Source organism: Caballeronia sp. LZ008 (assembly GCF_031451435.1).
Lineage (GTDB): Bacteria > Pseudomonadota > Gammaproteobacteria > Burkholderiales > Burkholderiaceae > Caballeronia > Caballeronia zhejiangensis.
Genome location: NZ_JARUXK010000005.1, coordinates 127,170 through 141,833 on the forward strand (window position 1 = coordinate 127,170; position 14,664 = coordinate 141,833).

11 protein-coding genes are annotated in these 14,664 nt (G+C 58.9%); 5 read left to right on the forward strand and 6 right to left on the reverse strand.

Annotation, left to right across the window (positions count from 1 at the left end; all coding sequences use genetic code 11):
• Window positions 1-10 precede the first annotated feature (10 nt).
• The gene (locus QCE49_RS32330) at window positions 11-325 is read left to right on the forward strand and encodes a hypothetical protein (protein WP_309806809.1); all 315 of its coding nucleotides are present in this window, start codon (window positions 11-13) and stop codon (window positions 323-325) included.
• A 303-nt stretch (window positions 326-628) separates the two neighbouring features.
• Entirely contained in the window at window positions 629-1,765 is a 1,137-nt protein-coding gene (locus QCE49_RS32335; protein ID WP_309806810.1) for a porin, read from the forward strand.
• 58 nt (window positions 1,766-1,823) lie between these two features.
• On the opposite strand, the gene QCE49_RS32340 is transcribed toward QCE49_RS32335, so the two are convergent.
• The 6 genes from QCE49_RS32340 to QCE49_RS32365 all read right to left on the reverse strand — a co-directional run bounded on the left by QCE49_RS32340 (window position 1,824) and on the right by QCE49_RS32365 (window position 11,469).
• Window positions 1,824-3,296: an NAD-dependent succinate-semialdehyde dehydrogenase gene (locus tag QCE49_RS32340; protein ID WP_309806811.1), complete on the reverse strand. Its 1,473-nt coding sequence runs from the start codon at window positions 3,294-3,296 to the stop codon at window positions 1,824-1,826.
• A 56-nt stretch (window positions 3,297-3,352) separates the two neighbouring features.
• The gene (locus tag QCE49_RS32345; protein WP_309806812.1) at window positions 3,353-4,735 is read right to left on the reverse strand and encodes an aspartate aminotransferase family protein; all 1,383 of its coding nucleotides are present in this window, start codon (window positions 4,733-4,735) and stop codon (window positions 3,353-3,355) included.
• Between the two features lie 129 nt (window positions 4,736-4,864).
• Complete coding sequence (locus QCE49_RS32350) at window positions 4,865-5,470, reverse strand: hypothetical protein (RefSeq protein WP_309806813.1); 606 nt, start codon at window positions 5,468-5,470, stop codon at window positions 4,865-4,867.
• Window positions 5,467-8,433: an FAD-binding and (Fe-S)-binding domain-containing protein gene (locus QCE49_RS32355; protein ID WP_409017626.1), complete on the reverse strand. Its 2,967-nt coding sequence runs from the start codon at window positions 8,431-8,433 to the stop codon at window positions 5,467-5,469. The genes QCE49_RS32350 and QCE49_RS32355 overlap by 4 nt, the downstream gene beginning before the upstream one ends.
• Window positions 8,434-8,571: 138 nt before the next feature.
• Window positions 8,572-10,155, reverse strand: a complete 1,584-nt coding sequence (locus QCE49_RS32360; RefSeq protein ID WP_309806815.1) for a PucR family transcriptional regulator ligand-binding domain-containing protein — start codon at window positions 10,153-10,155, stop codon at window positions 8,572-8,574.
• A gap of 27 nt (window positions 10,156-10,182) precedes the next feature.
• The gene (locus tag QCE49_RS32365) at window positions 10,183-11,469 is read right to left on the reverse strand and encodes an MFS transporter (RefSeq protein WP_309806816.1); all 1,287 of its coding nucleotides are present in this window, start codon (window positions 11,467-11,469) and stop codon (window positions 10,183-10,185) included.
• A gap of 253 nt (window positions 11,470-11,722) precedes the next feature.
• On the opposite strand from QCE49_RS32365, the gene gabT reads away from it, so the two are divergent.
• The 3 genes from gabT to QCE49_RS32380 are packed head-to-tail and all read left to right on the forward strand — an operon-like array spanning window position 11,723 to window position 14,649.
• Entirely contained in the window at window positions 11,723-13,021 is a 1,299-nt protein-coding gene (gene gabT / locus QCE49_RS32370; RefSeq protein WP_309806817.1) for a 4-aminobutyrate--2-oxoglutarate transaminase, read from the forward strand.
• 27 nt (window positions 13,022-13,048) lie between these two features.
• A complete protein-coding gene (locus tag QCE49_RS32375) occupies window positions 13,049-14,269 on the forward strand; it encodes an aldehyde dehydrogenase family protein (protein ID WP_309806818.1) in 1,221 nt (406 codons plus the stop codon).
• Entirely contained in the window at window positions 14,251-14,649 is a 399-nt protein-coding gene (locus tag QCE49_RS32380) for a tRNA-binding protein (RefSeq protein ID WP_309806819.1), read from the forward strand. Before QCE49_RS32375 ends, QCE49_RS32380 begins: the two co-directional genes overlap by 19 nt.
• Window positions 14,650-14,664 lie beyond the last annotated feature (15 nt).

The window sequence follows — 14,664 nt, forward strand, 5'->3', positions numbered from 1 at the left end:
GCTAACCGGGATGACGACGGTGCAGTATGTCTGCGCATCCAGCAGCAGGATGATTAAAGGCAAGCTGAGCGGGCATGCCGCATGGTTCGACTTTCATCAGGTTGCGCATCTCTTCGGCATCAGGCCAGAGAAGGCAGCCAAGCTACTCTGGCAGGTCGGCGCTACTGGCGAAATCGACGCGGACAAAGACCTCAAGCGTAACGACGGACGCGGGTATCTGCTAAGCCACCGAGCGGTCGTTGCCCTCGGTTATCACATGAACTACGGACGTACGACAGCATTTCAGAAATGGTGTGCTTCTGAGTTGGCAGCCATGCTGCACTGAGTAGCGCTTCTCCGCACCGATTTTCCCGGGCCATATCCGGCCTTCCGGTAACTCGCTTCCACTCTGAGCTTCTAAAGACTCCTCCCGCGACCGAGCTCGTTACGCACGGCGACGGACTTGCAAAATGCAGTCATACGAAACATTCGAACCTGGGCTACCGGTTTCCTACCTATCGTCGATTGGTGCCAAAAATAGTTGCAGGAATACTGACCTCCGATAGCCCCGGCAATCAAGGTCTATAACGACCGTCGTTCAATCGGTCTCGCTGCCGGGCGGAAATTCCATACTGTCCGGAGGGGACAATTGAAGAAGACAGTGCTATGTGCCGCAATGCTCGTTGGCTCAACGACTTGCATCGCTCAGAGTTCGGTGACGCTTTACGGCGTTGTTGACGACAGCTTTTCGTTCACTAACAACCAGGCAGGTTCCCACAACTATCAGATGGTGAATGGCGGCCGCGGGAGCAGCAAATGGGGCTTCCGAACCGTCGAGGACCTCGGCGGCGGTCTGAACGCGGTCGCGGTGCTAGAGAATGGCTTTGATGTCAACACCGGCAAGCTCGGTAACGGAGGCCGCCTCTTTGGGCGGCAGGCCTACGTCGCGCTGAACGGCCCGTTCGGCAGTCTCAGGCTGGGTCGCCAGTACGACCTCATCGCGGACTCGCTGATGCCTTTGGCTTCGTCTCTTAAATTTGGTGGGGTGCTTACAACGCGCGCGGCTGACGTCGATAATGTGTGGGGCGACTATTCGGTCAGCAACACCATCAAATATTACACGCCGGACTTTGCTGGCTTCAAACTCGGCGCGCTATTCAGCCTTGGCGGTGTCGCAGGCAACTTCTCCCAAGGACGTGGTGAAGGGTTGAGCCTGACCTATGCGGGCGGCCCTGTCACTGCATCAGCCGCGCTGTTGCGCCTCAACAATCCGGCGACCTCGCTTTACGACGCTACCGCGACTCCGCAGGCGGGCGCAGCGTTCACCAATCCGATTACGAACCCGACCTTCAGCGGCTATGTTTCGGCTCATACCTTGCAAATCGCCGGGGGTGGCCTGAATTACTCGATTGGCAACGCAGTCATCGGTGTGCTCTACACCAACACGCGTTTTGAAGATGTGGTGCCAACGAACTCCACACCATTCTCAGGCACTGCGACGTTTAACAGCATCGAAGCGAACGCGACGTACCGTATCAAGCCAGATGTGCTTGTCGGCGCAGCTTACAACTATACGAAAGCAGAGAACGCCAAGTACAGTCAGGTGAACGTCGGAGCTGAGTACGACCTGTCGAAGCGAACCATGCTGTACGCAATCGCCGCGTGGGAACACGCAATCGGAACGGACTCCACTGGCAAACAGGCGGTGGCCGCGATGGCCTTCGTGACGCCGTCGAGCACAAGCAATCAGGTGGTCGTGCGTGTCGGCATGCGCCAGGCTTTCTGAGCGGAAACGAAAAAGGCCATCGTCCTTGTGAGACGATGGCCTGGGGCTCGACACGATATTAGTCGAGACCGCCCTGACAGATGTACTTGATGGACAGGTAATCGTCGAGACCGTACTTCGACCCTTCACGACCGTAGCCCGATTCCTTAACGCCCCCGAAAGGCGCTGCCTCGCTCGCGACCGCGCCCTCGTTCAGGCCAACGACGCCGGCTTCAAGTTGACGCGAGACTCGGTCGGCACGGCGCATGTCTTGAGTGTAGAAGTACGCGGCAAGTCCGAACGGCGTGTCGTTGGCCAGGCGAATTGCCTCTTCCTCGGACTCGAAACGATACAGCGGCGCCACCGGGCCAAAGGTTTCTTCACAGGTGACAAGCATTTCGTTGGTCGCATGGGCGATGACCGTCGGCGCGTAGTAATTCGGGCCCATCTCGGTCAAACGCTTGCCGCCAGTCAGCACGGTCGCACCCTTCGAAACCGCGTCGTTGACGTGACGGTCAATCTTGTCGATTGCCTTTGCGTTAATCATGGGACCAATCTGCGCTTGCGGGTCCGTCGCAGGTGCGACCTTCAGGGCACCAACTCGCGCAGCGAGCAGCTCGGCGAACTTGTCGAACACGCCCGACTGAACGTAGACGCGATTCGGGCAAACGCACGTTTGCCCGCCATTGCGGAATTTCGCTGCCATCAAGCCGACGACGGCTGCATCAAGGTCCGCGTCGTCGAACACGATGAAGGGCGCATTGCCTCCAAGTTCGAGCGAAAGCTTTTTCAGCGTGCCCGCCGACTCGCGCGCGAGATACTTGCCGACCGCTGTCGAACCAGTGAACGTGATTTTGCGCACGCGGTCGTCGGCAAGCCAGTCACCAACTGCTTCGATGCCCTGGTCGCGCGACGCGCTCAGCATGTTGAGAACGCCGGCAGGAACGCCCGCCTCTTGAGCGAGTGCTGCAAGCGCCAGTGCCGTCAGGGGCGTGTCCTCAGCCGGCTTCCCGACCACCGTGCAGCCTGCAGCCAACGCGGGGGCAATCTTGCGGGCAATCATTGCCAGCGGGAAGTTCCACGGGGTGATGGCGGCAACGATTCCGACCGGCTCCTTGATGGCGCGCATCTGCTTGCCGCGCTGCTGCTGGGGAATGAGGTCACCGTAGATGCGCGTGGCTTCGTCGGCGAACCAGGCCACATACGACGCCCCATACGCGACTTCGCCGCGAGCTTCTGCCAGCGGTTTGCCTTGCTCCATCGACATGAGCGTAGCGAGGTCGTCAGTGTTCGCGACAATTAGAGCATGCCAGCGCTTCAAAATCTCTGCCCGTTCTCGGGGCAAACGCTCACGCCAGTCTTTTCCCGCTTTCGCCGCTGCGTCAGTAGCAGCACGGGCGTCGGCCTTACCGCTGTTCGCGACTTCAGCAATGAGCCCGCCCGTGGCGGGATTCGTCACCGGATAGCGGGCGTTGTCCACCGCGTCCGTCCATTCGCCACCAATTAGGTTCTGGCGGCGCAGCAGTTCTTCGCGTTTCAGTTTCAGTTCCATACTCGATACCTTCGATAGATACTTTTCGTGTTGCTCCGGCAAATGAGCCGAAGCCCTTAACCTTTGATTGCGCGACGAACGTCGGCGCTTTCGAGAACGTCGTCGAGCGTCTTACGGACGCGCTGAACCAACATGTCGACTTCACCTTCCGTGTAGCAGAGCGCCGGAGCGAAACCGAGTATGTTGTCGCCAAAGGCGCGGAAGATAATCTTGTTGCGAGCAGCAGCGTCAAAAATGCGGTCAGCGAGATGAAGTGCCGGGTCGAATCGGGCCCGCGTCGTCTTGTCTGCGACCAGTTCGACTGCTCCGAGCAGACCGGCGTGTCTCGAGTCCCCGACCAGCGGGTGGTCAAGAAGACTGTCCAGACCGCTCGCAAATTTCGGTGCCTGAGCTTGGCCATTTGCAAGGAGTCCGCCTTCGGTGTACAGCCGGAGAACTTCAAGTCCGATAGCGGCGCTTACCGGATGCGCCGAGTACGTTTGGCCGTGGCCGATTGCTTCTCCCGGCTTGCTACCATCAGCGATGCCTTGATAGACCGCATCGGACATGAGCACTGCACCCATGGGGGCGTAGCCAGCGGTCAGGCCTTTCGCGATAGTCATCAGGTCGGGTTCAACACCTTCGGTTTCGCAAGCGAACATCGGACCCGTTCGGCCAAAGGCCGTGATGACCTCGTCGGCGACGAACAAAATGTCGAGCCGCTTGCATGCATCGCGCATCACCTTGAGCCACCCCTTCGGAGGAACGATGACGCCGCCCGAGCCTTGAACTGGCTCGCAGAAGAAAGCTGCAACGTTTTCTGCGCCAAGCTCAGCAACCTTGTCCTCCAGCGACTTGACTGATTTCGCAATGAGCGCCTGAGCATCGTCTGGCGTCTCGCTGCGATAAAGATAAGGGGACGGGATGTGATGCTGGGTCGGCAGCGGAACGTCGAAATTGCGATGGAAGCTGGCGATTGCTGTCAAGCCAGAGCCGATGGACGACGAGCCGTGATAGCCACGTTCCAGAGCAATGAAATGCTTCTTACCCGGCCGACCGATGGCGTTGTAATAGTGCGTGATGAAGCGTAGGGCCGAGTCGACCGCATCGGAGCCGCCAAGCGAAAAGTAGACGTGTTGGAGGCTCTTGGGCGTGATGTCGACAAGACGTTGGGCCAGTTCGATGGCCGGTTGCGAGCCGAAGTGGAAGTATCCCGTCGCATAGGGGAGCTTTGCCATCTGCTCCGCCGCGACCTTCACGATACTCTCGTGGCCGTACCCTGTATTGACGCACCAGAGACCCGCGAACGCATCAAGCAGTTCGTTGCCTTGGGCGTCATACAACCAGGCACCTTTACCGCGTTCGAGGACCGTCACGCCGCGCTGCTCATGCGCGCGGTAATTGGCGACGGGATGGATGAGATGCTTGCGGTCTGAATCAATGAGCGTTGCGAGTGACATTTCACAATCCTTGATAGGGGTCTGCCTATCCTTAGAGTATCCGGAGCCTGCAGCATTTGGTTTCGCCCAGAGAAGTCATTTTTCGACTTGCCCACTCGAGCCATAGGCTCCTCTCAGCATTTTCTGCTGTCAGGCGGCCGGCACCAGGTCGTCTGAAAACAGAGGAGCGGTGAGTGCGGTCAGCAGTCGAATTTCTTCGGTGATGGCGCTTTCAGGGACGACCTCTGCGCACATAAAGGCGAATGCGCCGACGGTTCGCTTGCAGACGACTACGGGAATGTTGACGAGCGTTGCAGTCCCGAGCGACTTCAGTAGCTTGTGGTCGGGAAAGTAGTGTTCGAGCTCCGCGTCGTTGTTCGCGACGAGAACCTCTCCGCGTTCGAGGACTTTTCGGGCCCAGTCGGAACCCGAAAGCTGTTTCCAGCCACCTACGGGGTAAGCGCTCGGAACAGTGGAGTAAATCCGGCGGACGGCACCAAGCTCTTTCGGTGCCTCGGGGCGCGGACGCGATACCAAAGCAGTCGCCTGAAGAAACGGAAGTCGTGGCTTCACAACCTCGAGCCACGCCTGAATTGCCGCGTCGCGCGAGGTGGCTTGCCGAATAGCAGTTTGGGCTTGAGCGAGCGTAGCCGAGGGGTCGTTGCCGTTGATGTTCGTGGCGGCGTTGCTCGTGCGCGAGAGGAGCAGCGCCGAAGCGCTGACTGCGGCAAGGCTTGCGAAGTGACGACGATTCATACGGTTTCCTCCTGTTTGGGCGATTGGACCTGGCGCTGTGCCGGACTTTTCTTGGTTCTTCCATCAAGCCACTGCGCGAGGTGAATCGCAGAGCGGCCCGTGGTGTTTCGAATCTGAGAGCGACAACTGAAGCCGTCGCTCACGAGGACGGCGTTTCCATCGAGCGGCTGAATCTTGGGCACCAACTCGGATTCGGCGACCGAACGCGCGACGTCTGCCGTCTTCGTGTGATAGCCGAAGGCACCCGCCATTCCACAGCAGCCCGTCTGCAGGACCGCCCCGGACTGTGCGGCCTTGTCGACAAGACGAGACTCAGCTTGGACTCCACCGCACGCCTTCTGATGGCAATGACCATGGACGTAGACGCTCTCGTCGAGCTTCGGAACATCGAAGCGTTGCGCCTCGAGGTACTCGGCCAATGTCTTGACTGAGGTGGCCAGCGCGGTGGCGTTCTCGTCGCTCGGAAAGAGCGAGCGGAGTTCATCACGAAACACGGAGAGGCAACTCGGCTCCAGCACAATCACCGGAAGCTTCAGGGCAATGACCTCTTTCAACTCCGCCATGATGTCGATGAGGTTGCGCTTGGCGTGGTCGAGCATGCCGGCGTCGTAGTACGGACGCCCGCAGCAAATTTGCTTGCTCATGAGGCGGACCGTGACGCCATATGACTCCAGCACTCTGACAGACGCTTCAAGAACCTCCGGAGAGAATCCGTTGTTGAAGGTGTCGGTCCACAGCAGGACCGTCTTTGACTGGGCACTTGCAGTACGCGCGTCTTGTATGAGGTGCTTGCAGGTGTCGCTGTTCCTGAAAGCCGTGGACGCTACGGCGGGAAACTTGACGTGGGAAGCCAAGCCAAATTTTTCTGCCACGGCGCGGAAAGGACGCATCTTCATGGCAGTGTTCACCACGCCGCTGATGCGGGTCGCGATTGGCAGCCATGTGCCGATGTGTCCAATCATCGTGTCCATCAAAGGACGTTTTGCCTTCTGATAATGCTGGTACAAGAAGTGGCTCTTGTACTTCGCCAAGTCAACATGCGTGGGGCAGTCGCTGCGGCATCCCTTGCATGCGAGACAGTTATCGAGCGAGTCCTTGACGTCCTTGTTGTCCCAACCGTCAGTGATGACTTCGCCCTTGAGCAACTCGAAAAGCAAGCGGCTGCGGCCGCGGGTGGAGTACTTTTCCTCGCGCGTCGCACGATAGCTCGGGCACATCGTCCCACCGTCGAGCGAGCGGCATTTACCCATGCCGATACAACGCTCGGTCGCGCGCGCGAAAGTGTCTGGCGTCTGAAGATTGCCGAATGAGAAGTGGCTCGGAACGTCGACTCGGCGATAGGTCGGCCCCAGTCGCAAGTTCTCATCGACAGGCATCGCGTCAATGAGTTTGCCGGGGTTCATCCGGTTCTTCGGGTCCCAGATAGTCTTGAATTCGCGGAAAGCATCCATAAGCTCGGGCGAGTACATCAGCGAAAGCAGCTCGCCTTTCGCTTGTCCATCTCCATGTTCCCCAGACAGCGACCCCTCATATTTGACAACGAGTAGCGCTGCTTCCCGTAGGAACTCGCGCCATGTGTGAATACCCTGGCTGTTGCGCAGGTCGAAGTTGATGCGCGAATGGATACAGCCATCGCCGAAGTGGCCATACATGTTGGTTGTGTAGCCGTACCGCTCGACCAATGCAGCGAATTCGCGAAGGTAAGCGCCTAGCAGGCGAGGCTCGACTGCCGCATCTTCCCAGCCGACAACCGGGTCTGGCTTGGATGGGTCATCGCCGATAGAGGTAGCGGATGCGCCAGTTTCCCGAATCGACCAAAGTCGCTTCATCGTTGCTGCGTCAGATACGACGCGCGCATTCGGGGAGCCGGGCAACGACGCCGCAAGATTTGCGGCAGCTTGTGCACGCTCCACTGCGGATTCGAGGGTATCCGTGCCGAACTCGACCATCAGCCACGCATTGCCGTCAGGCAATTCCGCGATGTCAGCAAGAGCAAGCCCTCGCTCGCGTAGCCCACCGACAATGCCTGTGTCCAAGCCTTCCATCGCAATGGGCTCGAGCGGCAGCAGTTGGGGAACGCAATCGGCTGCGTCAAAGATGGTCGGAAATCCGAAGACGGTGACGACTCGCGCGGTCGGATTGCGCACGAGCGTTGTCGTTGCTCGCAAGACCGACACACATGTGCCCTCCGAACCGACGAGCGCGCGAGCAATGTTGAAGCCGTTTTCTGGCAAGAGCTGGTCGAGGCTGTAGCCCGAGACTCGTCGCTTCAGCTTCGGGAACCCCATGCGAATCTCATCCGCATGACGGTCGGCGAGCTTGCGAAGTGCTTGAACAATCTCGGCTCGACGCCCCCCGGCGGCGATGTGCCCTTGATATGCCGCCTCGTCTGTCGGTCCGACCCAAAAACGCTCTCCGTCATAGGTCAGGATTTCCATCGACTCGATGTTCTCGGCAGTCTTTCCGGCCATCACCGAGTGCGCGCCGCACGAGTTATTGCCCACCATGCCACCAATCGTGCAGCGGCTATGCGTGGCGGGGTCCGGGCCGAAAGTGAGACCTTTGAGTGCAGCGGCGGTCTTCAACTGGTCACAGATGACGCCAGGCTGAACCAGAGCGGTCCGGTGCTCGGCGTCGAGTTGCTCAATGCGGGTGAGGTGTCGCGATGTATCGATGATGACCGCGACGTTCACGGACTGGCCGCACATCGAGGTGCCCGCACCACGTGTGAGCACCGGCACGTCGGCCTCGTGACAGGCGCGCATCACCGAAACGACGTCTTCAACTGTGCGCGGCAGTACGACGCCGATGGGCACCTGTCGGTAGTTCGATGCTTCTGACGCGTAGGCTGCTCGAGACCCTGCATCGAACCTGATTTCAGCGTCGCTTGTCTGAGCCAGTCGGCGCTGCAGTGAAAGAAGCTTGTTGAGGTCGGGGCGTGGGGAGGACGAGTTCGAAGTCATGTGGTCGCGCAATCCGGAAAAAGCGGCGAGACTGCGGCTCCACGCGAATTGCGCGTTTGCCATCAAATCCCGCGTCATTCCAAAATTAAAACGCGACACAAAGTGGAAGTCTTCCTACTTAAAGTAGGAAGGCTGGCGTCAATCTTCGCGGAGTCGGTACAGCGCCATCGCGACCTGGACCTGGAATCGAATCTTGGGGTCCTCGAGCGTGACGTTGAGAATTTCTTCGATTCGCTCGAGGCGATAGCGCATCGTGCTGATGTGAATACCCAACGAACGTGCCGCGTTGACCAACTGGAAGCCCTCATCTGCGAGCGTGCATAGCGTCTCTAACAGAGACTCGCCGCGAGGCCGCGAGACAAGTGGCGTGACGAGCCGTTCGATGAGCATGTCGCGGGCGTTTGCGTCGCCAAGAAGCGCTCGAGGAAAGAGAATCTCGTCGAATCGATGCAGTCTTCCAGGGCGCAATGTCGGCAGCAGAGCATCAACGTCCTTCGAGCCTACCGCCATCCCGTCGACACCTGAGTGCACGCGACTGATTGCCATCGCAGCGCGCTGGTCACTGACCGCGTCCCACAGCGTCTCAGGAGAAGCATCTGCGGGCAGGATGAACTTGATTTGGTTCAGCCATATTGCGAGCAACTCGGGCTGCCCTGATGCCCGAAGCTGATGCTTGAGCGACTCGACCCAGCGCTCACGACGATTCAGGCCTTCCGTGGTCAGGGGTATGGGCTCATCGAGCAGCACAAGGCAGATGCGATATTGGCCCGTTTGACTCCAGCCACATACTCGCGCGCGTTCGAGCGCGCTTGGCGTCGAAGTGAACTCACCGTCGAGCAGTCCGGCTACGAGCGCGTATCCCAGCCGGTCTTCCTGTTGCGCGAGCTGCTGTTGATGCATTAGATGCAGTGCGGCGACCACACTCGCATGCTCCATTGCTCGAGTGTCCAGTTCATCGACCTCCGCGCCGTCCAAATCGAGCCAGTTCACTGCAACGAGCGAGTCGTGGAGTCGAACTGGCAGCCTGAGCCGATAAAGGGAGCGGCCTGCAATGACGAACTTCACCCGGATGGGGCGCGAGGAACTGCTGGAATCGATGGGTGCGTCGGACAACGAGCTCAGGAACTGCTCCTCAAGCGCCTGCGTTTCGGATTCTGCGGCCGACGTACCGAGCACCTCGCCGGAGATGTTCGTGAATGTTACTTCGCGACCGACCAGCTTTTTGAGCGTGATTGCGATGTCACCCAGGCTATTCGCTGTAACCGCGGCGTTAGTCAAAGCACGGTGCATTTGCTCCGAGCGCTCGATTATCTCGGCCTGAAAGTTGATTATTTTCGCGAGAATTTCGTGCGTGACTTGGCTGAACTGAACAGCCCAAGGGAGCTCGAGAAGAGGAAAGCCAACACTTCGCGCTTCGTCGATGGCTTCTTGAGGAAAGTGGTCGCGAAAGTGAGGAACCGCCAGCACAACCCCCGCCAGCCCGACTTTACTCAGGTCGCGTACCAGTCGTCTCGAAGCCTCAGTGTCGCTCGGCCAGTTGTAGCCGGTGGTCAGCAGCAGCTCACCAGGCTTAACCCAGTTGACGATATCTGGGTGGTCGACCATGTGAACCCAGGTGATGTCGCGTTGGAGGTTTTCCTCCCCCGCGACGACCTCTGCTTCACGTAAGACAGTTTCACGAATTGCGGTGTCAAGCTTCATGGCGGCGAAAAGTTTCGCCACGGTATCAGCGTGACACCGCGGCAACAGTTAAACCTCTTTGGGCTGGCGATAACCGAACAGCACGCCCAGCAAGCTGAAGGCGGCGGCGAAGATGACGTAGAACGCCGGCGCCATAGCCGTACCTGTCGTGCTGATGAGCCACGTCAGAATGAGCGATGCGAAGCCGCCAAACGTCATGACGGCCAGATTGTAGGCGACCGAGAGTCCAGTCGACAGCACCTTAGTTGGGAAGGTTTCCGAGAGAGCGGCCAAGATAGGACCCGTATAAATCGCGATGAGCACGCCGAACACAGCCTGAAAAACGCACAGCGTCGCGAGTGACGGAGCCTTCACAATCATCGCAAACATGGGCCAAGCGAGAACAAGCATCGCAGCGGACGCACCACCGAGCAGCCACTTGCGGCCCACTTTGTCCGAGTACCAGCCGGTGAACGGGGAGAAGACAGTGATGACACCGCCACCGACCATTGCCGCGATAAACGATGCGGATTGCGGAAGCTTCAGGACCTTCACCGAGAACGTCGGCATGTAGAACAGAATCACGTAGATACAAACGGTCCAGAGCACGACCATCGCGAAACTTGCGAAGGCTTGCCACGGGTAATCGCGGAGAACCTCCTTCAGCGGCGTCTTCGACTTCTCTGCCTCAAGGAAGACCGGCGTTTCATCCAGGTTGCGACGAATAAAGAAGCCGATTGGCCCGATGAGCAAGCCCGAGAGGAACGGGATGCGCCAACCCCAGCTCTCCATGTCGGCAGTGGAGAGGCCGAGCGTGATACCCGTTCCGAAGCAGGCACCCATCAACACGGCGAAACCGATGCTCGTCTGAATCCAGCTGGAGTAATACGCCTTCTTTCCCTTCGGTGCGTGTTCCGTCAGGAAGGCAGTCGCGGTGCCCATCTCGCCGCCGGCCGAAAAGCCTTGAAGCAGGCGCGCAAAGACAATCAGGCAGGGGGCTGCCATGCCGATTTGCGAGTACGTCGGGGCGAGACCGATGATTGCCGTACCGGCGCACATTAGAAGAATCGTCAGCGACAACGCAGCTTTCCGGCCGGCGCGGTCGGAGTAGATGCCGATGAGAATGCCGCCAAAGGGGCGAACAAGGAAGCCGACACCAAACGTCGCGACCGAGAGCATCAGCGACGTGAGGTCGTTGCCAGTCGGGAAGAACAGCTTTGCGATGGTGATGGCGAAAAAGCCGTACACCATGAAGTCAAACCACTCGAAGCCGTTCCCCAGCACGGTGGCAACAATGGCCCGCCGTCGGGCGGCTTTCTCGTCTACGTAGGTTCCTGCCAAATTTACTGTGTTCATCTCCGCTCCCGATGCGTACTTAGCGCTTTCAATGGTCGGTTCGGTTCCGGTCAGGAACCAGCCGTATCTCATTGAACTCAGCCAGAAATCACATAACTACCCATGTTTGGTAGGAACGGGAGCTTGTAGATTAGTGCAAGAACTATGAATTAGGCCAAAAAAAACGAAAACTATCGACGAAATTCCTACTTTTCGTAGGTGTTCGCACGGTTTATGGCTTCCTACCATGGGTTCCATCTCAGGAGGTGATTTGATGAACAAGGAACTCGACAAAAATCAGAGCGCCGCGGCGCTGCGCGAAACCTACGTTGCTCGCGGCGTGGCAACGGCCCACCCCGTTATCGCTACCCGTGCGGCTGGTGCGTACCTGTGGGACGACAAGGGTCGCAAGTACCTCGATTTCGTAGGCGGCATCGGCGTGCTCAACGTTGGCCATAACCACCCGGCGGTGGTCGCAGCGGTGCAGCAGCAGCTCGAATCTTTCTCGCATGTCTGCTTCCAAGTGGTTGGCTACGAGCCGTACATTCGCTTGGCGGCACGTCTGTCGGAACTGGTCGCTCCCGGCCAGGGCTACAAGTCGGTCTTTCTGACGACCGGCGCCGAAGCAGTTGAGAATGCCATCAAGATTGCGCGTGGCTACACGAATCGCCCTGGCGTGATTGCCTTCCGCGGCGGATTCCATGGCCGCACGCTCCTCGGCATGTCCCTTACGGGCATGAGCGCACCCTACAAGCAGAACTTCGGACCGTTCGCGCCCGATGTCTACCATGCTCCGTATCCCAACGCATACCATGGCATCAGCTCGGACGATGCGCTGAAGGCACTGCAGACCATCTTCAGCACGCAGATTCAGCCGGACCGCGTTGCGGCAATCATCCTCGAACCCGTACAGGGCGATGGTGGTTTCCTGGCAGCGCCGGCCGAATTCATGCAGGCTCTGCGCGAGCTCACGAAGAAGCACGGCATCGTCTTGATTTGCGATGAAATCCAGACAGGCTTTGGCCGCACCGGCAAGATGTTTGGCTTCCAGCATTCGGGCATTCAGCCTGACCTCGTGACGGTGGCGAAGAGTCTCGCAGGCGGTCTGCCCATCTCGGGCGTTGTGGGTTGCCCCGAAATCGTTGATGCGCCGCAGCCCGGCGGATTGGGTGGTACGTACGGCGGCAACCCGTTGGGCTGCGCGGCGGCGAATGCCGTGCTGGACATCTTCGAGCAAGAAAACCTGCTCGAGCGCAGCGTCAAAATCGGCGAGCAACTCCGCGCTGGGCTCGAAGGGTTGAAGGCCCAGCACGCGGAAATGGGCGAAATCCGTCAAACCGGCGCGATGGTCGCTGTCGAGTTTGTCTCCGACGCGAGTACGAAGTCCCCGGACAGCGCTCTCGTACAACGCATCCTCGACGCAGCACGCGAAGAGGGCCTGCTCATCATCAAGTGCGGCGTTGAACGCAATGTGGTCCGCTTCCTGTCGCCCCTGACGGTTTCGGACCAGGACGTATCGGACGCACTTGGGATGTTCGGTCGCGCGGTGACTGCCGCCAAGGCTGCGGCCTAAACGATGTCTGAAGGACGGAACGACGCGTTGGAACTCGGTTCACCTGCTCACGCGGCGGAGGTGAAGCCGAGGGCCGAGCGTCGTTTTGACGTTTTCAGTCCCTTTGATGGAGCGCTTGTCGGACAGGCGCCAGACATCGAATGCCGCACCCTAGAAGCGACCTTTGTTGAGGGCGCGCGCCTGGCGCGCACGCTCCGCAGCAGTCAAATCATTCAGCGTCGACTCGGTGTCTGGGCGGTAAAGATTGAAGCGCATCGTGACGAACTTGCGAAACTCGTCAGTCTCGAGACGGGCAAGCCGATTCGTCTTGCTCGCATAGAGGTCTCCGCAGCCATCTCTGCTCTTCACGCGTTCACGCTGTGTCCCGAGCTACCGTTCGTTCGCGATTCGACTTCCGCACAGTCGGCATTCTCCATTCTGAACTGGTGCGACCCGGTGTTCTCGACGGTCACTGAGGCCACGACCGTCTTGAGTTCAGGGCGAGCCCTTGTTCTTAAGCCGTCATCCCGTGCACCGCTGGCTTCCCAGGCAGTCGGAGCGCTTTGGCAGGATGACAACGAGCTTGACGCGCTCTTCTTAGTTGCTCCCTCGACGGACGCTATCGGAATGTTCCGCGCGGCGCTGATGAGTTCTCACGTGACCGAAGTCCGCTTTCGCGGTAGTCGTGACGTCGCGGCTTTCGTAGCAGGTGCTTGCGACGAAGCTGTGGCGCCAGTGACCATCTCTACAAGTGAGCGCCTTCCTCTTGTGCTTCATGCCCGAACTGATGCTCAGGCAGCCAGCGATGCCATTATCGGCCGTGCTTTTCTGCAACCACTGCTGCCTTGCGCGGAGCGCGTCTCCTGCCTGTATGTGCACGACTCGCTCGCAGATTCATTTGTCCGGGCTCTTGTCGAGAAGATGAGCGCCCTTCGGGTCGGCGACCCACTTGAGGACGAAACTGACATTGGACCGGTCATCGACGATGTTGCGACTGCCCTGATATCAGAGCAGGTCGAAGAAGCCCTGTTGGAAGGAGCAGCGTTAGCTGGCGAGCAACCTCTCTTTGCGGGGCGACGACTCCGTCCGATGGTTTTGGACTACGCGACACCGTCAATGCGTGTGTGCAGCGAGGACGTAGAAGGCCCAGTTGTTCCTGTAATCAGGTTTAGCCATCCGTCCGAACTTCCGAACGCAAAATACCTGACCATCGACTCCTTAGTATCGTCGGCGACCAGCGGGCGTTTCGATTGCTCAAAGCGCAACTGACCGCGCGCACTGAATTGCAAAGTTTTTTGAACAGTCACAACATGAACGAGACTACCCCTTACGAAGCGTTCTCGATGGTCGACATGCGTGCTGGCCGTATCGCACGAATCGAACTGAATACTGAGGCCCGCAAACCAGCGTACAAAATCTGGATTGATTTCGGCGAGCTCGGAGAGTTGGCGACGAGCGGCCAGTACACGGCGCTTTACCACGCCGAGGAACTGGTGGGCCAGATGGTCGTCTGTGCAGTCAATCTTGGGAGCCGCCGCATCGGCGGCTTCAAGTCTGAAGTACTGATGCTCGGCGTTGAGAATGCGGACGGTGCGGTGGTTTATCTGAAGCCTGAGCGCGACGTCGCGCCTGGCACGAAAGTATTCTAAAAGCATTCGAATGCC